General features: G+C 39.8%; 24 protein-coding genes. 7 read left to right on the top strand and 17 right to left on the bottom strand.

Features of this window, described 5'->3' with window-relative positions; translation table 11 throughout:
* Window positions 1-6 precede the first annotated feature (6 nt).
* The 3 genes from ODU50_RS00970 to ODU50_RS00960 all read left to right on the top strand — a co-directional run bounded on the left by ODU50_RS00970 (window position 7) and on the right by ODU50_RS00960 (window position 3,197).
* Entirely contained in the window at window positions 7-675 is a 669-nt protein-coding gene (locus tag ODU50_RS00970) for a response regulator transcription factor (RefSeq protein ID WP_192873940.1), read from the top strand.
* Window positions 672-1,613 (top strand): sensor histidine kinase, encoded by a 942-nt coding sequence (locus ODU50_RS00965; RefSeq protein WP_398581277.1) that lies wholly within the window; start codon window positions 672-674, stop codon window positions 1,611-1,613. Before ODU50_RS00970 ends, ODU50_RS00965 begins: the two co-directional genes overlap by 4 nt.
* Before the next feature lie 75 nt (window positions 1,614-1,688).
* On the top strand, window positions 1,689-3,197 hold the full coding sequence (locus ODU50_RS00960; RefSeq protein ID WP_105153037.1) for a phosphomannomutase/phosphoglucomutase: 1,509 nt from the start codon (window positions 1,689-1,691) through the stop codon (window positions 3,195-3,197).
* A 69-nt stretch (window positions 3,198-3,266) separates the two neighbouring features.
* Here the strand turns inward: ODU50_RS00960 and xerS are convergent, their stop codons facing one another.
* The 7 genes from xerS to ODU50_RS00925 all read right to left on the bottom strand — a co-directional run bounded on the left by xerS (window position 3,267) and on the right by ODU50_RS00925 (window position 9,417).
* The gene (gene xerS, locus ODU50_RS00955; protein ID WP_395387758.1) at window positions 3,267-4,337 is read right to left on the bottom strand and encodes a tyrosine recombinase XerS; all 1,071 of its coding nucleotides are present in this window, start codon (window positions 4,335-4,337) and stop codon (window positions 3,267-3,269) included.
* 167 nt (window positions 4,338-4,504) lie between these two features.
* Window positions 4,505-5,026, bottom strand: a complete 522-nt coding sequence (locus ODU50_RS00950; RefSeq protein ID WP_024411321.1) for an AAA family ATPase — start codon at window positions 5,024-5,026, stop codon at window positions 4,505-4,507.
* Between the two features lie 65 nt (window positions 5,027-5,091).
* Complete coding sequence (locus ODU50_RS00945; RefSeq protein WP_105153035.1) at window positions 5,092-5,832, bottom strand: DUF3307 domain-containing protein; 741 nt, start codon at window positions 5,830-5,832, stop codon at window positions 5,092-5,094.
* A 3-nt stretch (window positions 5,833-5,835) separates the two neighbouring features.
* Window positions 5,836-6,504: a SatD family protein gene (locus tag ODU50_RS00940; RefSeq protein ID WP_105153053.1), complete on the bottom strand. Its 669-nt coding sequence runs from the start codon at window positions 6,502-6,504 to the stop codon at window positions 5,836-5,838.
* A gap of 192 nt (window positions 6,505-6,696) precedes the next feature.
* Entirely contained in the window at window positions 6,697-8,271 is a 1,575-nt protein-coding gene (ffh, locus tag ODU50_RS00935; RefSeq protein ID WP_105153034.1) for a signal recognition particle protein, read from the bottom strand.
* 12 nt (window positions 8,272-8,283) lie between these two features.
* A complete protein-coding gene (locus tag ODU50_RS00930; protein WP_014735854.1) occupies window positions 8,284-8,616 on the bottom strand; it encodes a putative DNA-binding protein in 333 nt (110 codons plus the stop codon).
* A 102-nt stretch (window positions 8,617-8,718) separates the two neighbouring features.
* Window positions 8,719-9,417 (bottom strand): GntR family transcriptional regulator, encoded by a 699-nt coding sequence (locus tag ODU50_RS00925; RefSeq protein WP_002943214.1) that lies wholly within the window; start codon window positions 9,415-9,417, stop codon window positions 8,719-8,721.
* A gap of 275 nt (window positions 9,418-9,692) precedes the next feature.
* On the opposite strand from ODU50_RS00925, the gene guaA reads away from it, so the two are divergent.
* On the top strand, window positions 9,693-11,243 hold the full coding sequence (gene guaA / locus ODU50_RS00920) for a glutamine-hydrolyzing GMP synthase (protein WP_105153033.1): 1,551 nt from the start codon (window positions 9,693-9,695) through the stop codon (window positions 11,241-11,243).
* 255 nt (window positions 11,244-11,498) lie between these two features.
* On the opposite strand, the gene ODU50_RS00915 is transcribed toward guaA, so the two are convergent.
* A complete protein-coding gene (locus ODU50_RS00915) occupies window positions 11,499-11,789 on the bottom strand; it encodes a hypothetical protein (RefSeq protein WP_105153032.1) in 291 nt (96 codons plus the stop codon).
* 44 nt (window positions 11,790-11,833) lie between these two features.
* A complete protein-coding gene (locus ODU50_RS00910; protein WP_105153031.1) occupies window positions 11,834-14,221 on the bottom strand; it encodes an LPXTG cell wall anchor domain-containing protein in 2,388 nt (795 codons plus the stop codon).
* A 166-nt stretch (window positions 14,222-14,387) separates the two neighbouring features.
* On the opposite strand from ODU50_RS00910, the gene ODU50_RS00905 reads away from it, so the two are divergent.
* Window positions 14,388-14,702: a helix-turn-helix domain-containing protein gene (locus ODU50_RS00905; protein ID WP_044776260.1), complete on the top strand. Its 315-nt coding sequence runs from the start codon at window positions 14,388-14,390 to the stop codon at window positions 14,700-14,702.
* 78 nt (window positions 14,703-14,780) lie between these two features.
* Here the strand turns inward: ODU50_RS00905 and mcrC are convergent, their stop codons facing one another.
* Window positions 14,781-15,830 (bottom strand): 5-methylcytosine-specific restriction endonuclease system specificity protein McrC, encoded by a 1,050-nt coding sequence (gene mcrC / locus ODU50_RS00900; RefSeq protein WP_002934997.1) that lies wholly within the window; start codon window positions 15,828-15,830, stop codon window positions 14,781-14,783.
* On the bottom strand, window positions 15,827-17,512 hold the full coding sequence (locus tag ODU50_RS00895; protein WP_398581276.1) for an AAA family ATPase: 1,686 nt from the start codon (window positions 17,510-17,512) through the stop codon (window positions 15,827-15,829). The genes mcrC and ODU50_RS00895 overlap by 4 nt, the downstream gene beginning before the upstream one ends.
* Before the next feature lie 195 nt (window positions 17,513-17,707).
* Here ODU50_RS00895 and ODU50_RS00890 point away from each other — a divergent pair, with 195 nt between their 5' ends.
* Both ODU50_RS00890 and ODU50_RS00885 read left to right on the top strand, forming a co-directional pair.
* The gene (locus ODU50_RS00890; RefSeq protein WP_398581275.1) at window positions 17,708-18,451 is read left to right on the top strand and encodes a hypothetical protein; all 744 of its coding nucleotides are present in this window, start codon (window positions 17,708-17,710) and stop codon (window positions 18,449-18,451) included.
* Window positions 18,452-18,523: 72 nt separating this feature from the next.
* Complete coding sequence (locus tag ODU50_RS00885; protein ID WP_398581274.1) at window positions 18,524-19,471, top strand: hypothetical protein; 948 nt, start codon at window positions 18,524-18,526, stop codon at window positions 19,469-19,471.
* Window positions 19,472-19,499: 28 nt separating this feature from the next.
* Here the strand turns inward: ODU50_RS00885 and ODU50_RS00880 are convergent, their stop codons facing one another.
* From ODU50_RS00880 to glyA, 6 genes are all read right to left on the bottom strand, one after another.
* Window positions 19,500-19,847 (bottom strand): HIRAN domain-containing protein, encoded by a 348-nt coding sequence (locus ODU50_RS00880; protein ID WP_029172408.1) that lies wholly within the window; start codon window positions 19,845-19,847, stop codon window positions 19,500-19,502.
* 21 nt (window positions 19,848-19,868) lie between these two features.
* Entirely contained in the window at window positions 19,869-20,618 is a 750-nt protein-coding gene (locus ODU50_RS00875) for a DUF6287 domain-containing protein (protein WP_029172409.1), read from the bottom strand.
* A gap of 16 nt (window positions 20,619-20,634) precedes the next feature.
* On the bottom strand, window positions 20,635-21,393 hold the full coding sequence (locus ODU50_RS00870) for an SDR family NAD(P)-dependent oxidoreductase (protein WP_024385703.1): 759 nt from the start codon (window positions 21,391-21,393) through the stop codon (window positions 20,635-20,637).
* 100 nt (window positions 21,394-21,493) lie between these two features.
* Entirely contained in the window at window positions 21,494-22,093 is a 600-nt protein-coding gene (locus ODU50_RS00865) for a lysozyme family protein (RefSeq protein WP_105178823.1), read from the bottom strand.
* Window positions 22,094-23,068, bottom strand: a complete 975-nt coding sequence (locus tag ODU50_RS00860) for a nucleoid-associated protein (protein ID WP_105178824.1) — start codon at window positions 23,066-23,068, stop codon at window positions 22,094-22,096.
* Entirely contained in the window at window positions 23,068-24,327 is a 1,260-nt protein-coding gene (gene glyA / locus ODU50_RS00855; protein ID WP_105178825.1) for a serine hydroxymethyltransferase, read from the bottom strand. The genes ODU50_RS00860 and glyA overlap by 1 nt, the downstream gene beginning before the upstream one ends.
* Between the last annotated feature and the right edge of the window lie 20 nt (window positions 24,328-24,347).

Genomic DNA, 24,347 nt, shown 5'->3' with positions numbered 1-24,347 from the left:
ATGAAGATGATGAAAAAAGAAAAGATTTATATTGTTGAAGATGATGAGATGATTGTCCAGCTCTTGAAGCAGCACCTAGGCAAATCGTATCAGGTGGAAAGTGTGCAGAATTTCCGAGCTGTCAGTCAGGAAGTGGCGGAAATTAAACCAGACTTAGTGCTGATGGACATTAGCCTGCCTTATTACAACGGCTTTTACTGGACGACAGAAATCCGTAAAACCATGACCATGCCCATTATCTTTATCTCCTCTAGCGATGATGAGATGAATGCGGTCATGGCCATGAACATGGGTGGTGATGATTTTGTGTCCAAGCCATTTTCACTAGGAATTTTGGATGCCAAAATCGGAGCCTTCCTGCGTCGGGTTAATCAATTCAGCAAATCGAGCGAATTGTCTATCGATCAGTTCCAGCTTAGTTTGGACGGGCGATTTTCAAACGAATTGGAACAGGTTCAATTGTCTCCTACGGAAACCAAGATTTTGTCCGCCTTACTAGAAAGACAAGGGCAGATTGTCAGCAAGGATGAACTCTTGGAAAAACTCTGGGAAAATGAAGAATTTATCGACCAGAATACCCTCAATGTGAACATGACTAGACTGCGTAAGAAGGTGAGCGAAGTCGGGTTTGAACGAATTCATACCGTTCGTGGCGTGGGGTACTTGGTCAAATGATAGCAAAATTTATCCGTGAATACCGGAGTTTTTACTTCTCCTACATTGTTCTAGCTACTAGTTTTATCTTGCTCTTCTTTCTCTATCAACTGCCCACCGAATTCCTGAAAAACGCTCTGCTATTGTCCCTAACCCTCTTAATCCTACTGACTGCAGGGCTTTTCTGGAAGTTTCGCAACCGCATGAGAGCCTTGGAAGACTATGTCCATGAAGAAGCTCTGCCCCTGCTTAATAAGCCTGTGGACTTGGCCTATCTCAACTTGATTGAGGTAGAGAAGGAGGCGACACGTGAACAGCTTTTGGTCTATAAGTCACGAGAAGAGGACCTACAAGCCATGGTCAAAATGTGGTCCCATCAGATGAAGGTACCTTTGGCTGCCCTGTCTTTGATGAGCCAGACTAACAATCTCAACCAGCAGGATGTCAATCACCAGCTCTTGCGCTTGGATAATTACATGACCAATCTCCTCAATTACCTCAAGCTGACCAACCATGCAAGTGATTTTCGCTTTGAGCAGGTGGAAGTGAGAGAAGTTGTGGTCGATTTGGTCAAAAAATACCGCAATCAGTTCTTGCAAAAGGACATTTCAGTGACCATCGATGGAAATTGGCTACTGAATACCGACAGAAAGTGGCTCAGTTTTGCCCTGTCACAGATAATCGACAATGCCCTCAAGTACAATAAGACTGGTGGAAAGGTAGCCATTGAACTGAATGAGGGAATTTCTATTTCCGATACGGGAATTGGGATTCTAGCCGAAGACATTCCACGCCTGTTTGACGAGGGATTTACAGGTTTTAATGGCCGTGAACACCAAAAAGCGACAGGATTTGGCTTGTATCTGACCAAGCGGGGCTTGAATCAGTTGGAACTAGCTATTTCCGTGGAAAGTCAACTGGAAGTTGGGACAACTGTAACCATCACCAAAGTACAGTAGAAGCTGTACTTTTTCCTTTTGAAAGCGTTTTGATTTTGTGATATACTGAAACTACTAGAAAATCAGGAGGTTACTATGTCCCATCATCACGCCTTGCAAAATGGATCAGATATTCGCGGCATTGCTATCGCTACAGACGAATATGCTGTCAATCTCACTCCACAAGCCACCAAGGAAGTGGCTCGCGGACTTATTCATTGGCTAACTCAGAAGCCAGAACTAGCGCAGGCCTATCAAAAAGGCCAATTGACCATCGGTATCGGTCGAGACAGCCGCCTCAGCGGTCCAGACTTGGTCGCAGCCTTTACAGAAGAAGCCGTTCGTCTGGGGGTTCAGCTGATTGACTTTGGCCTGGCAACCACGCCAGCTCTCTTCATGAGCACCCAGTATCCTCAGTTCAAGTGCCACGCTGGTGTCATGATCACTGCCAGCCACCTGCCTTATTACTTCAATGGCATTAAGATTTTTTCGGAAAATGGCGGAGCAGAACATGAAGATATTGACTTCATCCTCTCACATAGTGAGGACTTGCCAGCTTCCACCCTTGGAAGTGTCACCAGTGCAGACCTGATTACGCCTTATGCCCAAGACTTGGTTGGTAAAATTCGTACCGCCTGTGGTGGACAAGAAAAACCACTGACAGGTCTTAATATCATCGTCGATGCTGGAAACGGTGCAGGCGGATTTTTTGCTGAGAAAGTTTTGGCAGAATTGGGAGCAGATGCCACTGGTTCACAATTCCTAGACCCAGACGGCGCCTTCCCAAACCATGTTCCAAACCCAGATAACAAGGAAGCTATGGAAAGCATTCGTCAGGCTGTCTTGAAGCAAGGTGCAGACCTAGGCATTATCTTTGATACCGACGTTGACCGTGCTGCACTAGTGACCAAGTCAGGAGAAATTCTCAATCGTAACAACCTGATTGCCGTTCTCAGCCAGATTGTCCTAGCTGAACATCCAGGAACCAGCATTGTGACCAATTCCCCAACGACTGAACACCTTAAGGTCTTTATAGAAAGCCTGGGAGGCAAACAAATTCGCTATATTTCAGGCTACCGTAATGTCATCAACCGTGCTATTTTAGCCAATCAAGAGGGAGTTGATTGCCAGTTGGCTATCGAAACATCTGGACATGCTGCCTTTAAGGAAAATTACTTCCTCGATGACGGGACCTATGTAGCGGCTAAGATCCTTATGCTCTTACCAAAACTGCAAGCGGAAGGCAAGTCCTTGGACGACTTGATTGCCCAGCTCAAGCAACCACTTGAAACCCAAGAAGTACGGTTCAAACTAGAAGCGGCAGACTATCGAGCACTTGGTGAACAGGTTATTGCTGATTTCAGAAACACCAGCCTCGAAGGCTTTGCTTTTAACCCAGAAAACGAAGAAGGAGTGCGGTTTGACCTGACTGAGCTTTATGGTGACGGCTGGCTCTTGCTCCGTATGAGTCTCCACGAGCCACTCTTGGTCTTGCAGGTGGAGAATGACCAGACTGGACACATACCTGCCGTTTTACGAACTCTCTCAGCCTTTTTGGACCAGTACCCAGCTGTCAATCAGGAAAAATTGAAAGCATTGATTTAGATTTAAGAGAAAAAGGGGTAAGTTTTCGCTTACTCCTTAATTTATTTGCATAATTTATATTACGTAATATCACAACTGATCCAGTGCATTTTTTTGCTCATCGTTGACGATATGAGTGTAGAGATCGGTGACCTGGGTATTGGCGTGTCCCAGCTGATGACTGACCAGAACTTGCGACTTGGTGGCGTCGTAGAGCCGTGTAGCCAATGTATGACGGAGTTTGTGTGGTGTAACACGTATCTTAAAGTCTGCAGAATACTTAGCCACCATTTTCTCAATGGAAGAAGCGTCGATGCGGTTAGGCAGACCACGGTACTCAGACAGGAAAAAGGCCGTATCCGTTTTTTCAGCCTTGTAGCGTTGCTGACGGATGTTCATATAGGCTTCCAGATAGGGCTTAGCAAACCCAGCCACATTAACCGAGTCCCGCTTACCACCCTTACGGGTTACTTCGATCATCATCATATTGAGGTTGACATCTCTAAGATCCAAATTTACCGCTTCTGACAGTCGGACGCCAGAAGCCAAGAGAAGTGCCAGAATCGCCAAATCCCGCTCCTTATTTTTCTGGAAAGAGGAGAGGGCACGTTTAGAGAGATTGACTTGGTATTCCTTGTCCACATAGTCCAAGAACTCCATGGTTTCATCGCCCAAAAAGAGCTTTTGCTTGATGTTCTCAGCCCGCGCTGCCAAGGTTTCCTTCTTCTTCTTGGTAGATACCTTTTTCATGACATTGCGGTAGAAGTAGGGCTCGCCCTGCTCATTTTCCACTTCTTCGGTTAAATACTTGAAGAGACTAGAAAGAGCCGACAGGGTACGGTTAATGGTGGTCTGCGACACACCATTCTGCGTGGTATTGGCGTTCAGCAAGGGACGCTCCCGCAGATAAAGAATAAAGGCTTCCATATCTTTTTTTGTCAAATGTTCCAGAATATCCAAAGGAATGTCAGCAATCCGTTCCACAGATACCAAATCCGAATCCTGTAACCACTCAAAGAATCTACGGTATTCCTTTAGATATTCGTACAAGGTTGTAAAACTGTAAGGCACAGCCAATTTTGACTGATAATATTCCAGAACAAACCAAGGCATAATTTCTTTTAGTTGATCAATTTTTTCTAGTAATAACTCGCGTCTCATCATTTTCTCCTGAATTTTGCTATATTAGTAGTATAGCATAACCTTACATAAGTTTCAAGAAAATTATAGTTTTTCGGAAAGATGTTTGTAGGGATATTTTTAATATAACCAAAGATAGAGAGATAACTGGAAATTTTTTTTCACACCCAAAATCCCAAAAATCTACATTATTCCTCGGTAAACTCACTGAGCATTAGAATCTCCTTCGCAATCTCTTCTGGCTTCAAACTGTCTGTGTTTAACCTTTGTCCCGGAATATAACTTTCAAAAGCTTTTAAACAAACATCAAGATGTCTTTTAGCCCAGATGTTGTCTTCATTGATTCGATTATCTAAACGTTCTAAAATGGTTGTTTTGTCAGCTAACAAAATATAATGTTCCAAAGGAATCTTATCCTGTATCAATTGCTGAATAATCTCCTGATAATATTCTTTCTTATAGATTGTCATAGGAATAATAATAATCTTATCGGTTTTAGTCGCTAAATCAAATAGTATTTTATAAGTACTCTGTCGCCAAACGGAATAATCTTGAAAATCTTCAGGACATACAGTCTGAGGTAATTGATGTTGTAAGAAATCACCTAGTAACTCGGGATCATAGAGATATGAGTTTTCTATTCGTTTGTGTAATATATTTGCTAAAGTAGTCTTTCCGATACCGAATGGGCCATTTAACCAAATAATCATACAGTATTCCTTTCTATTTTTACAAAAAAAGTTTACACAAAATAAATTATGTAAACTTTTTTCTTCTATAAAATCAATAAAACGTACAATACTAGGACACTAATGATACTAAATAGCGAACCAATTAAATAGTATTCAGCAAAGGCTTGGCTTTTGGATATTTTATCAAAGCGTGCGATGGACTTTGCTGTAAATACCAGTCCGATAGCTGTGTATTGCCCTAGAAGCAGAAAAATTCCCATTATGAGGCGCTCCAATTGACCAATCAAGGCTCCTGCACCTGTCACAGTCTGCTCTTCTTCTCCTTCCGCTACCTGATATTTGCTAAAGTAGAGTTTGAAAAGAATATTGACGGGCTTGCTGATCAGAAGGATAAAAAGGATTTGCAGGAGGAGATAATTTGGTTCAATCCAGAGTGAGTGTGAAGCGACATTAACACCGATAGTGTGATAAAGAATGATGATAGAGATGATATGTAGAAATTGATCAACTAGGAATGCTCCAGATTCCCAGGAGTCCTTTATCCAATGGTGTTTGTTGAGAAAATATTTGACATAGTCAATCGCAAGATGGCTCAGCCAAACTTGAAAAAATAAATCTCCGTTTTGAATTGGGACAAGTAAGTATAAGATAAGAAGAGGGATAGCAACAATAAAAAGGTGCATGAAAAGAGCTTTCAAATGAAGCTTTTTAGCATCTGCCAGTGCTTGACTTTGGAAGGTGAAATCACTTAAAAAGTGGGCAATAAGCAAGGTGGTTAAAACTGGATGTTGAATAAGATAGCTAGAAATAACTGAAAATGACATGCTTTATCCTTCTTTCTGACTGAGCTGGAGAATCAAATTCATGGCGGTTTGACGATTACGCAGGTAGAGTTTGATTCCGCTGGATTTCAAACGTTTGGTAAAGGCGCTTTGACTGAGTTTCATTTTCTCAGCAATTGGCTTTTGTGTGAAATCTTCTTGATAGATTTTTTGGGAGATTAAGGTTTCAAACAGATCCGTTTGCGAACGATTCCAGGCAGCTTTGATGAAATCGCTAGAAGTTAGCAAGGGGTTGATCACACGATCGATTTGCTTGTATTCAGATGAAAAGGCTAGCTTGCTGGTGCCATAGTCATGGTTGTCATGAATGAAGTCAATAGCCTTGCGTGCTTCCCAATAAGCTGGACCATCTGCTCCAATACTTAGCTTGGGATCGATAGCTGTTAGAATCTCACCCAAACCAATTCCAAATCGAATCTCCACCTCATCACGAAAGGCTAATTGGATTTGGTCAATCATCAAAAAAATATAAGGGTTAGGCTTGCATAAGGCTTGAAATTCATCTCCTTTTGTAATGGTAAATGGCGATGCGAAGTCCTGAGTGAAGGAATGATTGATTCTATTCAGCTGCTGTTTTAGCCTTTCTTGAATACTAGAGCGGTTGGAAGTTTGTTTTGAATTGACAATATCTCCTATTAATGCGATATAATTCATAACTTGTCCTCTAATTTCTATTATATTTCCATTATAACGGACATTATAAATATTGTCCATTAAAAAGGACATTTTTAACTATTTCCGTTATAATGGAAAGTTCTTGAGTTCAAAAATCATTTTTCTGATTTGCTACTTCTATTTTATATTGCTGTATCTTACTTCTTCGAATAAAAAGCCAAAAAGAAGAGATTATTTTCTCTTCTTTTTGGCTTTTTTGATTTTATTGGCTTGGCGTTTCATGGCTTGTTTCATAGCAAACTCGCCGATTTTACCTTTCAAACCGCCTCCAAACATTTGGGACATATCTGGCATACCAGCTCCTCCCATCAGTTGGCTCATATCAGGCATGCCTGCACCGCCCATCATGTCTTCAAGAGCAGACATATCCATGCCATTCATGTTGGGCATATTCTTTGGAAGATTATTGGGGTTAATACCCATTTGCTTCATCATCTTGCTCATATCACCAGACATGACACCCTGCATCATGGTTTTCGCTTGGTTGAAATCCTTGATAAATTTATTGACTTCGACAAAGCTATTTCCAGAACCGTTAGCAATACGACGGCGACGGCTCGGTGTCAACAAATCAGGATTTTCTCGTTCGGCTGCTGTCATAGAAGATACAATTGCTCGTTTTCGTGCAATTTCACGCTCGTCAACTTTCAGGTTGGCAAGGGCTGGGTTACCAGCCATACCTGGAATCATCTTCAGCAGATCTTCCATTGGTCCCATACTCTGAACTTGGTCCAGCTGATCAATGAAATCGTTGAAATCAAAGGTATTCTCACGCATTTTTTCAGCGAGTTCTAGTGATTTCTTCTCGTCATATTCTTTGCTGGCTTTTTCAATCAAGGTCAGCATGTCACCCATACCTAAGATACGTGAAGACATACGGTCTGGGTGGAAGGTTTCGATGTCGGTGATTTTTTCACCAGTACCGGTGAATTTGATTGGCTGACCAGTAATGTGACGGACAGACAAGGCTGCACCACCACGTGTATCACCGTCAATCTTGGTCAAAATCACACCAGTTATAGCCAGTTGATCGTTGAACTCTCGTGCAACGTTGGCAGCTTCCTGACCAATCATAGCATCGACGACCAAGAGGATTTCATTTGGCTGAGCAAACTCTTTGATTTCTCTCAATTCGGCCATAAGGGCTTGGTCAATCTGCAAACGACCTGCTGTATCAATCAGAACGTAGTCATTATGATTGGCTTTGGCTTGCTCCAAACCTTGACGAACGATTTCCAGTGCAGGAACCTGGTTACCCAAGTCGAATACAGGTACATCAATTTGTTGACCAAGGGTTTTCAACTGGTCAATGGCAGCTGGACGATAAATATCGGCAGCAATCAAGAGTGGACGGGCATTTTCTTCCTGCTTGAGTTTGTTGGCCAGCTTACCTGTGAAGGTTGTTTTACCAGCACCCTGCAAACCAGCCATCATAATGATAGTTGGAATTTTTGGTGACTTGATAATGTCAGACGTTTCAGACCCCAATACAGCCGTCAATTCTTCATCAACAATTTTAATGATCTGTTGAGCGGGGTTCAGGGTTTCAATAACTTCGTGACCAATGGCACGTTCACGTACTTTTTTGATGAAATCTTTTACAACTGGAAGAGCAACGTCAGCTTCTAGTAAGGCCAGACGAATTTCCTTGGTTGCTTCCTGAATATCACTCTCAGAAATTTTTCCCTTACGACGCAGATTTTTAAAAACATTCTGTAAACGTTCTGTTAAGCTTTCAAAAGCCATATACTTCTCCTCTTATTCTCTATTATCAATACTGGTTAGAATAGCGATTTTTTCCTTCAAATAAGCATCTTCTGGATACTTATTCAGCATTTCATCGAAAATCTGACTACGCACTACATAGTCAGAATACATATGTAGTTTCATCTCGTAGTCTTCCAGTAATTTTTCTGTTCGTTTAATGTTATCATAGACCGCCTGACGGCTGACTTGAAATTCTTCAGCAATCTCAGCCAAACTATAATCATCGGCATAATAGAGCTCGATGTAGTTCATTTGCTTGTCTGTTAGCAAGGCCGCATAGAATTCAAATAAGGCATTCATTCGGTTGGTTTTTTCAATTTCCATAAACTTTATTATATCAAAAATTCCATATTTTATAAATAAGAAAATCCGTCATCACTAGAAAGATTACGGATTTTAAAAATGTTTTACATAATTATTTTTATGTTAATTGTTTTCTAAATAGAATTCGAAACGTTCCCCAACATACTGACTATTTACAAATTCAAATGCTTGACCATCCTCGAGATAAGATACCTGTTTTAGTGCGAGAATAGCCTGGTTTTTAGAAATTTGTAAATATTGAGCCACTTTTTCATTGGCTAAACGCGCAAAAATGGTTTGTTTGCTCGTTCCAATTCGATAACCATTGTCCATAAGTGTTTTAAAGAAATGGTTGGTAACATCTTCTTTGGGGACATTTTTTATCAAGCGTTCAGGAATACTGGCAACCTCATACACGACGGGAACATTATCTGCATAGCGGACCCGCTCCATTCGAATAACATACTCGCCACGGGATAAACCTAATTGTTCAACTTCTTTTTCATTAGGTTTGGTTCGTGTATAGGACAATAATTTGCTGCTTGGCGTCTTTCCTTGGAGTTGTACTAATTCAGTAAAGGAAGTCGTGCCTCGCATCTTTTCTTGAACCCGTGTACTGGCGACATAAGTACCGGAACCAATCTTGCGTTGTAGAATACCTTCTTCCACTAAAAGTGTGATTCCTTGACGGAGCGTCATACGAGAAACACCAAATTCATCTGCTAAATCGCGTTCACTTGGTAAACGTTGACCAATTTTCCAGATTCCGTTATCGATTTGTTCCTTAATTTTATCGTGAATTGTGATATATGCTGCTTTCATTTATCTAGCCTTTCTCTCCTTTCTAGTTTACCAAAAATAAAGGCGTTTGGCTAATTCAGGCCACACTCTATTGGTAAAATTCTCCTAGGCAAACAATGAAGTCAGATTACCTAAAATAAAGTGAGTAAAAACAATAAAAATACGAACACTAACATTTTTATTATCACTCATAGTTTGCAAAACAGATATTTAACAAATAAAATTTGGAAAATGTTCGCTTTTATGTTAAAATAACTACTAGTATTTGAATTTTTTTCAAAACGAAAGGGAAAAACATGACAAAACAAGATGTCCAAAAAATTATTGTATTGGATTATGGTAGCCAGTACAACCAACTTATTTCACGTCGAATTCGTGAATTTGGTGTCTTTTCAGAATTGAAAAACCATAAAATTACAGCTGAGGAAGTCCGTGCTATCAATCCAATTGGTATCGTTCTTTCAGGTGGACCAAACTCTGTCTACGCAGAAAATGCCTTTGATATTGATCCAGAAATCTTTGAATTGGGTATTCCTATCTTAGGGATTTGCTATGGTATGCAGTTAATTACCCATAAATTGGGAGGTAAGGTTGTTCCTGCTGGTGAGGCTGGAAATCGTGAATATGGTCAATCAAATCTTCAACTGAAGACTGAATCAGCGCTTTTTGCTGGAACACCAGAAGAACAGCTTGTACTCATGAGCCACGGGGATGCTGTAACTGAAATTCCTGCTGATTTCCACCTGGTTGGTCTTTCTGCTGACTGCCCTTACGCAGCCATTGAAAACACGGAACGCCGTATCTACGGTATCCAGTTCCACCCAGAAGTTCGTCATTCCGTATATGGAAACGATATTTTGAAAAACTTTGCGTTTGGTATCTGTGGAGCCAAAGGCGACTGGACAATGGAAAACTTCATCGAAACAGAAATTGAAAAAATCCGCCAGACTGTTGGGAACAAGAAAGTCTTGCTCGGTTTATCAGGCGGTGTAGATTCATCTGTTGTTGGGGTCCTTCTCCAACGCGCTATCGGTGATCAATTGACCTGTATCTTCGTTGACCACGGACTTCTTCGTAAGAATGAAGGCGATCAGGTTATGGAAATGTTGGGCGGTAAATTTGGCCTCAATATTATTCGCGTCGATGCTGCTAAGCGTTTCTTAGACCTACTTGCTGGCGTATCTGACCCTGAGAAGAAACGTAAAATCATCGGTAATGAATTTGTTTACGTATTTGACGATGAAGCGAGCAAGTTGACTGATGTTGAATTCCTAGCGCAAGGAACGCTTTATACCGATATTATCGAGTCAGGAACGGATACTGCTGAGACAATCAAATCTCACCACAACGTTGGTGGTCTGCCAGAAGATATGCAGTTCAAGTTGATTGAACCGCTCAATACTCTCTTTAAGGATGAAGTTCGCGCCCTCGGTACTGCTCTTGGTATGCCGGATGAAGTTGTATGGCGCCAACCATTCCCAGGACCAGGTCTTGCCATTCGTGTCATGGGTGAAATCACTGAGGAAAAACTTCAAACCGTTCGCGAATCTGACGCTATCTTGCGTGAGGAAATTGCAAAAGCGGGTCTTGACCGCGATGTGTGGCAATATTTCACGGTTAATACTGGCGTTCGCTCCGTAGGTGTCATGGGAGATGGTCGTACCTACGATTACACCATCGCCATCCGTGCTATCACTTCTATCGATGGAATGACAGCTGACTTTGCCAAACTACCATGGGATGTTCTTCAAAAAATCTCTGTCCGCATCGTAAACGAAGTAGACCACGTCAACCGCATCGTCTATGATATAACAAGTAAACCACCAGCAACAGTTGAGTGGGAATAATATATAAGAGTAACTTTAGCTAAGAATCCTTGATTTAACAGCATTCTAACTCCTATACAAAGCATTTAAATGAGATAAATTGGTTTGAACTGTCTCCAAATTGTCTCCAAACGAAGCTCAAGGTTGGGCTTCGTTTTTTATATATTACTCGTAGCAAAAAGAGATAGTGATGCTTATTATTCACTATCTCTTAATTTTAAATTCAATTGTTTTATCTAATCTTAAGAAGTTCAAAATTCTGTTTCACCACATTACTTAGAATAATGAATCAATAGATGACCTAATCTTTGCTGTTTCAAGTAATTGGATTGTTTGCATCCCAAGTGCATATTTTCCTTGGAGAGCACCTAATACAATACAAAATAAAATAAAAATTGCAAGAGCTTTGTTATACCAAGAACGAAGCTTTATATAATTTCCTGTAATTTTATTAGCTGCTCTATCTTGCACCCTTAAAATAGCATCGTCTAAATCTTTTACGGCTTTCAGAACTTGAAAACTATACCCCAACATTTCCATGAGTTCTTCTTTAGAATAGGTATTCATAAATTTATCTCCTCACACTCACAATATTGTAAATCAGTTCCATTTTATCCATGTCTACGTCTTCTTGCTCCTGCAAGACCTAGACCAGCTAAGACAACTCCAATGCCCATCAAAACAATATTATCCTCTGAGCCTGTATTTGGCAATGTATGAGCACGTTCAACACGTGAATAAGTTACTTTTTCTCCAGTGGCAGTTTGTTGAACAGTAATTCCTGCCTGTGGCTTATAAACTGTCGGAGCGACAACTGTCTTTTCATTATCAACATTGTCAATAACATTCAAATCTTGACCTTTATCACCATCTTTCGGTACTGCCACATCAGTTGTTTGTGGCTCTTCTGATGGTTTGCTGAACAAATCATTGAAGTCTACCGCTGGCAACGCTGGTGCTGGTGCTGTTGGGGCATCTTTTGGCGTTGCTGTTACTTCATCTTCAGTAATCACTGTGTTGAATTCTTCTTGTAATGCAAACAAGGTTGCAAGACGGTCTGCTTCAGCTTGTGATGCTTCAGCTTTCGCCACCAATTCAGCGAGCAATGCGCTTGACTCACCTTTTGCCACTTCAGCGTCGCTTAGGCGCACCTTAGCAGCTTCCAAATCAGCAAGCAATTGGTCTTGATTTGCAAGCAATGATTTCAATTCAGCGACTTTAGCCTTAGCTGTTGCCAATTCACCTTGTGCGTCTGCAAGTTCACCCTTAGCTGTTTCCAAGTTTGCAAGAGCTGCTTCTTGTGATGCTAGAGCTTGACGCAACGAAGCGTTTGCTGTTTTAGCTGTAGCGCTTGCATTGTCAAATGCAATTTGTGCTTCTGCGATTGCAGCTGTACGTTTCGCATTTGCAAGGGTAATGTCAGTCTTAGCTTGCTCCAATGTAGCAAGAGCTGATACGGCTTGATTCAATGCGTCAGATGCAAGTGATTGTTGCGCAAGCAAGGCTGATTTCTCAGCTTCAAGGGCAACGACTGCGTCTTTAAGCGCTTGGCTATTGTCTACTACTGTAGTTGTCACATAGTTAAATGTACGTTTTGGTAAGAATTTCAAACGCTCACCGTTGTAAGTTTGTGTCAACTTACCATCGACTGTTGATTGTTCGAAGCGAACAGCACGCGCATTTGCCGCTGATAACAATGCAAAGTACGTTGTGTTGTTGTCGGTTACCATTCCAATAGCCAGGTTACCTGTCGCATAACCTAAGAGGTGGATGCGGTGACCAAAACTCACTCGCATATTATTATATTCACTAAACCAATTCAGAACAATGTTATAGGCTAGTTCTTCATTTGATTTGGCTATTAATGTGGTTTCATTATTCCCCATGCGTTGAATTGACTCCATTGCGAGCCCTGTATTAATAGTGCTATTATGTGAAAAGTTTGTAATTAATTCTTGAGCCCGAGCTTTAGCTAATTCAAGCATTTCGTCTGTTACATTCAACGCGATATCGTCTTGAGTCTTACCATATCGTGGTGTCAATGTAATTCCGTTGATACGGCGCAATTCATTAATGATATTCACCACTTCTTCGGATACAGCTTTTGCATCGAATGTGTAAGTGAATGAACCCGTTTCAGCTAACTCTTTAGCTTGTTCAGCTGTCAATTCAACTGTTTTGGTGTCTTCACCATCAAAAATGACGGTTTCAAATTGGCGTGCGTAATCAGCTGGATTTGCGTCAGGGAATGTTTCGCGAATGATGTCTTCCATATCGCGGTCGTCGCCTGATGCTTCAACATAATTACTTGATGCGACTGTTTCAGTAACGGTAGTTGGTTTGTGGTTATCAACCGCTTCTTGTGCCGTTGCAATTTTACCGTCAGTCGCGGCAATTTCTACTGCTGTTTTAGCTACTTCAGCTTCTTTTTCGGAAATAGTGCTCTTAGTTTCAGCAATTTGAGCGTCTACTGTTTCAGCAGTTACTACTGGTTGTGCTTTTGCTTCTTCCAAAGTAGCTGATGCTTGAGCTTCAACTGCATTTGCTGTATCTGCAGATGCTTGTGCACTTGCAACTTCAGCTTTCGTCGAGTCTACAACTTTTTGAGCTGTTTCAACCGCTGTTTGAGCTTGTGCAACTGCTTCTGTTTGAGTTGTTACTTCAGCCTCAGCTACTGGGAGGGCTTCTTGTGCAGTAGATGCTTGCGCTACGGCTTCTGTCAATGATTCCACTGCTTGAGTTTCTGTAGCAAGCGTTTGGCTAGCTGCTGTATCGACAGCTGTTTGAGCTTCTACAGCTTTTGCGTCGGCAGATGCGACTTCTTGTGCTTGTTCCACTTGTTCAGCAGAAATAGTAGTTGGTGTTGCGGTTACGACTGTTTCCGTAGATTCAACCACTGGAGTAATCACTTCGTCAGCTTTTACCTGAAGATTTGTAGCAGATGCTCCAAGGGCGACGGTTAAAGTAAGTGAATTTACAACTTTTCTTTGTGTTCTCATATGATTCCCCTTTTTTTAATGTAAACAAAAAATATTTGTTTAAGACTATTATAGCATATAAAATTAGTCTGTAGACAAATTTATTTATTATTTTTAGTATAAAAACTAGTTATATTTGATTTCATTTCCTCGTATCATTTATATAGTAGTGAGGAAGTGAAAACAAATGACATTAAAACAATATATCGGTACACGTGTTCGACAATTACGAAAAGAGAAAAATCTGAGTCAACAACTGTTAAGTGAAAAAGCAGAGGTCGGAATAGACTATATTTCCAATCTCGAAACAAAAGGTTCGAATATTAAAGTTGATACTCTTGAAAAAATCATTTCTGCTCTTGAAATTGAAGTATCTGACTTTTTCCAAGTAGTAGATTCAACAACAAATTACAATGTATTGAACGAGTTAAACAAGCTTCCAATCAAGAAACGTGAAGAACTGGAAGAGATCATTCTGTTAATGATAAAAACTCTGCAATAAGAATAAATGTACAAAAAAGGCTTTAGCTAGTATTTATACACTAACTAAGGCCTTTTGTTTTCTAGCTTAAAGCTCTAACTAGTACCGTTTTGGAGGAGATACAAAATGCGATGTAATGATGTCATCCAGTTGTTCAGCAATACTTGCAAACTGCAGGTTTAAGTCTAAATTTTTGACACTAATCTGGTTTCCATGCATTTGGTAGACCTGGTTAGGTTGAATATCTATATCGGTTTTAGCGTATAGAAGCATTCCTGCTACTGTATCGTTTGAATCTGACAGGCGATAAGCCTGGTTTTTCACATAGGTAAAAATTTGGTATAGATTATTTGAATGGAGTGTGCGCTTATCAAAGCGAATCTGTGTGTTACTAGAATAATATTTAGCATCAATAATCAATATAGTATCTTTATATTTGAGGTAAATATCACTCTGCATGATGGGGAGCATTTCTCCAAAACCATCATCTAGTGCCCAAGGTATCTGAGAGGCGGTAACCTGTATTTGGGGATAATGCTTTTTATAATATCCAAGAATGAACTTCTCATATAGCAAGGATTCCCTCCGCTCATCAAGAAAATTCATCAATTTCTTATTCCCCTCCCTCTCTGTATGAATTAATCCATTCACCACCAAATAGCAGATTGACATTAGTAATTGATACGATTGATTGTTTCGATTGTATTGTAAATTCCAATTGATTGAGTGTAGATTAATTTTTGAGACTTCTCCAAAGAAAACTAAGAGTTTTCTCAATTTCTTTTTCCTGTCCCTGCTTATATCAGCTTTTAGCAGTATCTCAATGCTTGCTTTGATAATGCGATTCATTCTACTGTCAAGAGAAAAATCATCGTATTGGCAAACAAGTTGCTTTCTACGCCAATTCGGAGGTGTTAAAGATTCAGAGATATTTATTTTACCTTTAAGTGCCGAGAGTGACTCGGTTTGAGAACGATACTCTCGACCAAGTCCTCTTTTCACCTGTATCGAGAGGCTGATTATCATTATTTCCGCCAGTAGATCTGCAGCATTTTTAAATTCTTCAGTAGCGATCCGTTTATATTCCTGCTTATGAAGGATTTTGAATGCGTAGGATAGCATATAGTAGATATTTTGGACAGGTATCACTGGATGGTACTCCTTAACTTACTACTCCAATCATGAATTTTTGTCGGTTCATCAAACCAATATTCTTTCAAGAGAGGAATCAGTTCATATTCAACAATGGCTTCTAGCAAACCTTGGTCCAGTACTTCTGCCGATAAACCACAGAAGTAACTATGCCCAATACAGAAGCTATCTCCCAGTACTTCCTCTGTTGAAATGGCCTGATTTAGCTTTTCTACACAGGAAATGAGTCTATCGAATTTTTCGTTTTTCAGATTTGTTTGATAATCTTTGAATCCCGCAGTTGAAAAACCTGGCTTGATGTCAAAGAAGGCAAAGCGTCGTCTCAGTGCATAATCAAGTAGGGCTAAACTCCTATCTGCGGTATTCATCATGCCGATGATATATAGATTTTCTGGAATTGAGAATTGCTCATCCGAGTAGAGGAGCTGTAAAGACTTGCCTCGTTTGTCGTTTTCTATCAGCATAAACAATTCACCAAAAATTTTGCTCAAATTTCCCCTGTTTATTTCATCAATAATAAAGAAATAATCATGACTCTTGTCAGACTTTGCTTTTTTGCAGAAAGTATAGAATGCCCCTCTTCTCAGCTCAAAGCCACTTGTCGAAGGCCTAAAGCCCATGATGAAGTCCTCGTAGGAATAGCTTTGGTGAAACTGAATTGTCATGACCCTTTCTAAATCTGGTTTACCCATTAATGAAAATGCTAGGCGTTCTGCAACAAACGTCTTTCCAACTCCTGGCGCTCCTTGTAAGATGATATTCTTTTTCATTTGGAGTATGGAGGTTAATTGATCATACTCTTCTTCTGTCATATAGACTTCTGATAGGAAGTGATTTTTCGTATAGCTATCTTCTACTACCTCTTCACTACCTATCTCGTTTCCAGTATCAGTTTCATCAGCCAGTGGAGAAATTGTTCCAGTACTTCTTTCCTTCTTTTCTTGATTGTATTTCCAAGCTATGGATGATAATTCTTTAAAATTTTTCAGTTTGCTCTCTGCACTCTTTAAATATTGAAGTATAGAATCTGAAATGTAAAAATACTCATCGGCAGAAATTTTTGACTTCATCTTTGGCAATTTTTGGACAATGTCAGTAGGAATCTCCCCAGATTCGTACACATATTTTTTATTTTGTCTATCTAAGTTCAAGAAAAAGTCGGGAGCAATCCAATACAAGGCCATCGTAATCTTGCTGTTGCCATTTCCTTTCTTGTTTATAGCCAAATCAAAATAGTGTGAAAATTTTTCTTTCTTCTCAGCCGTAGGCTCCTTGCTATAGGTCAAAGCAGCAATGAAAAGTTCCCATAAGTCATCAATATCATTCTCATCACGATCTCCGATGAAGTAATAGAAAGTCGCATTCTGATTATTCAGTACTGGTATGCTTTCAAAAGAGGATGGGATTTCCGTGTGGAGGTTGAATAATTCTGCTATAGCTGTCAGAATTTTGATGCGATTCTCTTCTGTTATTTTCTTATTGAAGAGTCCAAATATCGTAAAAGGATCAATATCTATCAGTTGATTGTCCTTTTCTAACTTGGGCATATGTATCTTGGTTTTGGTATAGATAGCTTTTACTTTCTCAACCAGCTCTGCTCTATTATCTTTATAGTCTAGTAATTTCCAAGCAAATTCCTTATAAAAGTTTACCCAATTGAATTGATTTTGTTCATCCATAGTATCCTCCAACGGTGTTGTATCTACACCTATTAAATTATGAGTTCGAATTTACCTATATTTTATCATTAAACATTCCTGTCGTAAACTTAGAATTTATATACTTGTGTAACCGTTTAATGTGGTACCTTAAAATAGTTGCTTTTGATATTTATATATGATAATATATGACTGAAAACGTTTTAGAAAGGTGTGATGGCTGTGCTGAAATACTCGAAAGTGCTGTTACTTGTCTTGCTTATTGCCACTGGTCTATCTTGTATTGGAATCTACTGGCTCGGAAAAGAGCAAAATAGACTATTAAATGAGCAGTGTCATGCCTTGAACATACGCATTATTAATGATCTGGGAACAAAAATTGATGCCATTGGCGGTCCGCAAAATCCGCGTATCATTGGATTCTTTCAGCAAGATGACACTACTGCTATCAGCCAGCGGATTGGTACAGCTTCTGAGGAGGAACTGAAAATAGCTAAACCTGACAATCTATTCCAGAAAGAGTGGATTGTTCTCTATCCTCAAACGCGCAGCAGCCCCTTTGAAAATACTTCTGCCTATGCAGTAATGAAAACCAGTATCAAGGCTGACTGGCTCCATGTGACTACTTCGTCAGAGACGGAATTAGATATTTTTTATGAGAAGGCAGATGAAAGCTTGCTGACCTTGGAAGACTTGGTGCAAGACAAGGAGAGTTTTCGTGCTAAACTAAAAACAATCCTAGTTTCAGCTAAAAATGAGGCTGAAATTCAAGTTCAAAAAGATATTTTAGAAATGTTCGAGAGTGATGATTGGTCTGCTATTCCCTTTGCTTACACTGAAAAATCTCTGATATTGGAGAAAGCTGTCATTTCAATTTCTGCATTTGTAGATAGTCTAAATCCCTACTATTTTTCAGAACAAACCCTTGCAGATTTGCGTTTATCAGAAGAATCGCGCTAGGCTTTAGAAGATTTGGTAGATAAGACAATTATCACCTATTCTTGAATAAACGGTGGGAGTGGGAAAGTCGTCATGGATGTCTTTCCCAGCTTCTTTATATTTTTGTTTAACAAATTAAACGTTTTTGTGGATTTGAAAAATATTTTTTGTTATACTTGTGTTATGAAAACATCAACACTTGGAAAGTTACTAGAATTACCAAATTTTCACCACTTCTACACCGTTCCACTTAGAGAAAATACGGAGTCTTCTGGAAATTATATAATTGTTTTTGAACAGGACAAGCAACCTGTATTTGTTGATTTGAAAAATGAGACTGGTCACACTCGTGAGGTACGCTTTGCCAGTCATTTTGACAGCGCCGGTCTTCTGGTCGGATTAGGAGCCATTCCTATCAATTATTGGCCTACCTGCCAGATTCTTGGTGTGAAAAAAAATAATAATCGACGAGGACTTAGTCTATCTAGTCTGATGGATGGTTATGGACGTCTACCTATTTTTAAGGAAATGGCAGAGCGTTATAGAGCGCGTGGACAATCAACCATTTATGACCCCTACCGTTATTCGTATACTATTGATGAAAAGAAGGTTATTAAGGATAATCAATTAACCCTTATTCCAAAGAAAGAATACGAAAAGATAAAAGATTTCCATCCTTTTTTGCAAACAAAGCATGGAAATGTTTATGCAGTTCCTTGTTTCTATCAAGACAGAAAACGAAATCAGACTATTAAAATCTATATTATGGGCTGGTACTTTTATGAGAAGCAATTAAAAATATCTTGGAAACCTTCTCATTCTCGTAAAAGCCGCTGGCGTTCTTCTCTTGTTTCAGTTGATAAATTATCGGACCGCTTCTTCTTTCAAGGAGAATTGTATAAAAAAGGAACCTATCCAGTGTTCTTGGAAGATCTCACAATAAAAAATAAGGCCTACCAACATCGCCTGGATAGGGAGTTTGCAGCCTTTTTAAGCATTATTGAAGAACAAAAACAGAGAGCACAGCTCCGTGTTAAGTAGAAAATGGTTAGGTTGGTAAATTACCGACCTAACCATTCTTACGATTATCTTTCAGTTTTACAACGACTCGAAACTGGCGATCAGGATGATTTTCTGTATTGGACATCTGAATACGTGCCTCTAGAATATCGCCGTGTCCAAAATAGATTAACCGACTGATTAGTGAGTTTTTATCCGATGGGATATATCCTAACTTTGTGTCCTGAAAAAAGATTGCTACAGCTTCTGAGTCATGTGGGTTTGAAGGTTCTCCGACTAGCTGAACAGGTGTTCCTGGCTTGAGTTGGTCGATTACATCTAGTCCACCATAGTAGGCAAAGGCTGCCAAATGAAAATCTTGAACATTGCGTGTTGGTTCAAATGATGTGAATGTCACTTCTAACCTCCTAGAGAATCATTATGGTTGATAAACAATTTGATAATCTGCATTGATAATAACACCGTTTTGGTAAATAGTGTAACGGGCATTATCATCGCCTTCCAAAATATTATAAGGAATAGATTCGGTGCGCGTGTAGTTACCTTCAATGACGCGCCAATTGTTTTCGCCTAAAATTGAGTTGGCATAATCAATCGTTTTTGGTCCACTATCCAACTGGACGCCTGTTTCAGCATTTTTTAATGGGTCTATACCGCTAGTGGCTGAATTGGTCAAGCGATAATAGACATCTACCACGTCTGCTGTTGTTTCTTGGCTTATTACAATCATTCTATCGCGCGTAGAGTCAGTAGTGTCTATCTCAGTTGTATTTGCTTGTGTTCCTTTGGGAATCATTAATAGTGTTACATCGCCAATCGTTGCGTCTACATAGCCTGTTTCAAAAATTCCGTCAGTTATTTTTCCTCGGCCAAGTAAGGACTGGCTATCTGCTACTAATCCTTTGCTATTGAAGACTAGTGAATTTCCTTGGCTATTTTGCCAGGTGCCTAGTATACTATCGTAATTGCCTTGCATTAGAGCATCTATATCCATAGAACTAAGAGAAATCTCACGTTGGATTGTTGATGACGTGCTTGTATTGGCATTAGAAACCTGGGTATCAGCAGTTGAGGTACTTGCGGAACTGCCCTTCTTTTCAGTTTGACAGGCAGAAAGCGACATGATAGTGAGCAAGCCAAGAGCGAGTGCTAAATATTTTCTGTTCATTCTAGCAATCTCCCCTCTAATCTCTATGAATAGTAAAGCCAGTTGCCTGTTTGGTTGCCATAATGGTCATATCAGAAATCTGCACGTGTGCAGGTTGATTTGCAACAAATAGAGTACAGCTGGCAATATCATTTGCTTGAAGAGCATCAATTCCTTGATAGACTGTCGCTGCTCTCTCTTTATCTCCATGAAAACGGACTTGGCTAAAATCAGTCTCAACGATACCGGGTTGTAACGTAGTTACCTTGATATTTTTATCAATCGTGTCAATACGGATCCCGTCTGAAAGCACCTTGACAGCTGATTTGGTTGCAGCATAGACAGCAGCTCCTGCATAGGCGTAAATACCGGCCGTTGAGCCAATATTGATAATATGACCCTCATTATTTTCAACCATTTGTGGCAATAACTGACGTGTCACAGTTAGTAATCCTTTAATATTGGTATCAATCATTGTCATCATGTCAGTCAAATCATAGTCTTGGAATTTGTCCAATCCCAATGCCAGACCAGCATTGTTTACCAAAATATGAATTTGTCCAACTTCTTCTAAGATTTTTTGACAATTTACAATCGTTTGTTCCATATTCGTAATATCAAATGAATGAACTGATACCTGAACATGGTATTGCTTTTCAATATCTTGCTTAATTTCTTCTAGTTTGTCCAATCTTCGTCCTGTAATGATGATATTATCACCATTAGCAGCAAACACATAAGCGATTGCTTTGCCAATACCACTACTTGCACCTGTAATCAATACATTTCGTTTCATCACTCTGTCTCCTATTCTCTTTATTATACTACAATTTTACCTAGTTTGTAAAATTGCTGTAGTTAAAAACTCATCAGATTTCCGATGAGTTTGATAGGTATTAAAATAAATTAATGAGGCGCATCAGGTGCATATTAAAACGAACCTGTCTAGCATAGTAGATATTTCCACCATTTACATATAACTTCCCACCATTTAGCAAAGCCAAAGGATGAAAATAGGTATACGTTTCTTCTGTAGTATTCCCTAAGCTTGGTGCTACTACTGTTCTGGAGTATTCTTTCGCTAAAGAGAGTGTATGTTCTCCACCATGCTCAGCAATATAGCCAATATAGGCTGGACCGAAATTATACGCCTGAACTGCTGTCCAAACCTCTACTCCTTTTTCCTCAGCCAACCGTAGGTTTTCTGTCAGGTAGATAATTCCTTGCCGGATACTCTCTCTACTATCCGTGATGGTGTTAGCATAGCCAGTAGCGGACTCACTTGATTGCATGACATCTGCTTCTTGTCCCTTGGTTTCTGTGTAAATCATTGCTAGGACTAGTTCTTCATTAGCTGGTGTGTCGTTTTCTGCCAATACTTCTTGTACCATAGTTTGATAGGTCATCACTTGCTTTACTGCACTGTAGGTTTGATAGAATTTATAACCGAGAAAAATCAGTAAAAGAAGTATCAGCGTACGTATCAGTTTTTTCATTTACTTGCTCTTTATGTCTTCAATATTTTTGATAAGAATAGAATAGGTTCCGTTATCATTTTGAATAAACTCAACCGATTCTGCATCCTCATAGATTGCATTTGGCACAATCAACTCAATTCCGTTTGATAAAGATAGCTTCTGATTTTCAAATTTCTTAAGTTGACGGCTACTATCAATTTCATCGAAGGAAATCTTATCAGGTATGACCTCTTTCAGTTGATCGACGAAATTTAAACGAGCAGTCAGGTTGTTGTCGAATAACTGATCAGCCAATTTTTCAGGTGAAAGCTCGTTATCTTCTTCCAAATTGTTGAAAATAGCTGACTTGACTTTCGATTGAAATTGAAAATCACCTTGATGGAAATTGTCAGCAATCTTCTGTGCAGTTTGCTCTACTGCTTTGATTGATTTTTTTGCAGAAATAGCTGGTGTAACTTGCAGAAGATTATCTGAGAAATAATTGAGGAAGGCTCCATTATGTTTGATTCTTTTCTCAATCAAATGATACTTCCGCGTTTGAAGATTGACAATCAAGGCTTCATCAGGTGCTGAACCTGCTCCAGGTAAATTATTCTGGGTGATTTTTAAAGGACTTCCGCTTTCCAGACCAACGTGGGCGAGGTTTTCACGCAGTGAGATTCTCAAAAAGGTAAAATGTTCAACACCATTTCGTTCAAACTCTATGAAAATGAGGTCATTGGTTTTTAAATTCTCAGAAATTGAAAATTCTTCTTTCCATAGATTAGCAATCTTGACAGAGTTTGTCAGTAGGTCACCATCTAAATAGTCAAGAAAAGGATTGTCGGGGTTAAATTGTCCTGTTTTTGCTTCATCAGAAAAGACACGTTCAATCTTTTTACGCAAATATTCTTCTATTTTTGGGCTAACAGTCAAAAGCTGGTCGGCAAGGACCAGCTCTGTATCATCAGGACTAAATTGATGTATGATGGCTTTTTTTACAAATATATCCATTATAAACCTTCGTAAAGTGGGAATTGATCTGTCAAAGCACGCACTTCTTGACGGACTTCCTCAAGAGCGGTTTCATTTTCTGCATTTTCAAGTGCTTTGATAGTTAGTTGTGCAACCTTGCGAGCTTCCTCTACTCCAAAACCGCGAGCAGTAATGGCCGCGGAGCCAATACGGATACCGCTTGTTTTGAATGGTGAGAGTTTTTCGTAAGGAATTGAGTTTTTATTGAGAGTAATATTTACTTCATCGAGGAGATGCTGAGCAACCTTACCGTTTTCAACGACCTTTGTCACGTCAACTAGGAAGAGATGGTTGTCTGTTCCTCCTGTGATGACTTTAAAGTTAGGGTTTGCAAGGAAGACTTCAGCCATGACCTTGCTGTTTTCAATCACTTTTTGAGCATAGTCTTTGAAAGCTGGGTCCAAAACTTCTTTGAAAGATACGGCTTTTGCAGCAATAACATGCTCTAATGGACCACCTTGGATGCCTGGGAAGATGGCTGAGTTGATTTTCTTGATGAGCTCTTCATCATTGGTCAAAATCAAACCACCACGAGGTCCACGAAGTGTTTTGTGAGTTGTTGTTGTTGTGATATGAGCGTGAGGAACTGGGTTTGGATGGAGACCAGCAGCTACAAGACCAGCAATATGGGCCATGTCCACCATCAATTTTGCACCAACTGCATCAGCAATTTCACGGAATTTAGCAAAGTCAATTGTACGTGCATAGGCTGAAGCACCTGCGACAATCAATTTTGGCTGTACTTCTTTTGCTTGTTTTAAAATTGCATCGTAATCAAGCAAGCCAGTTTCTTCGTCAACATTGTAAGCTACAAAGTTGTAAGTTTGTCCTGAGAAGCTAACGGATGCACCGTGAGTCAAGTGACCACCTGCAGCTAAGTCCATCCCCATAACAGTGTCTCCTGGCTCAATCAAGGCCATGTAGGCAGCACAATTGGCCTGGCTTCCTGAGTGTGGCTGAACGTTAGCAAATTTTGCACCGAATATTTCTTTAGCACGTTCAATAGCTAAACTTTCAACTACGTCAACGCATTCCGTACCGCCATAGTAACGACGACCTGGGTAACCTTCTGCGTATTTATTGGTCAAAATAGAACCTTGAGCTGCCATAACAGCTTTAGAAACAACGTTTTCAGACGCAATCAATTCGATATTATTTTGTTGGCGTTTTTCTTCAGCTTGGATAGCTTCCCAAACTTCTTTATCAAATTCTTTGTAGTTAACTTTGTCAAAAATCATGTGCGGTACTCCTTTGTATT

Origin of the sequence: Streptococcus sp. 2020WUSS084, from assembly GCF_044427445.1 — a bacterium.
Classification (GTDB): domain Bacteria; phylum Bacillota; class Bacilli; order Lactobacillales; family Streptococcaceae; genus Streptococcus; species Streptococcus suis.
The sequence above is the reverse complement of the archived record's forward strand: the minus strand, read 5'-3'. Positions and strand labels throughout refer to the sequence as shown.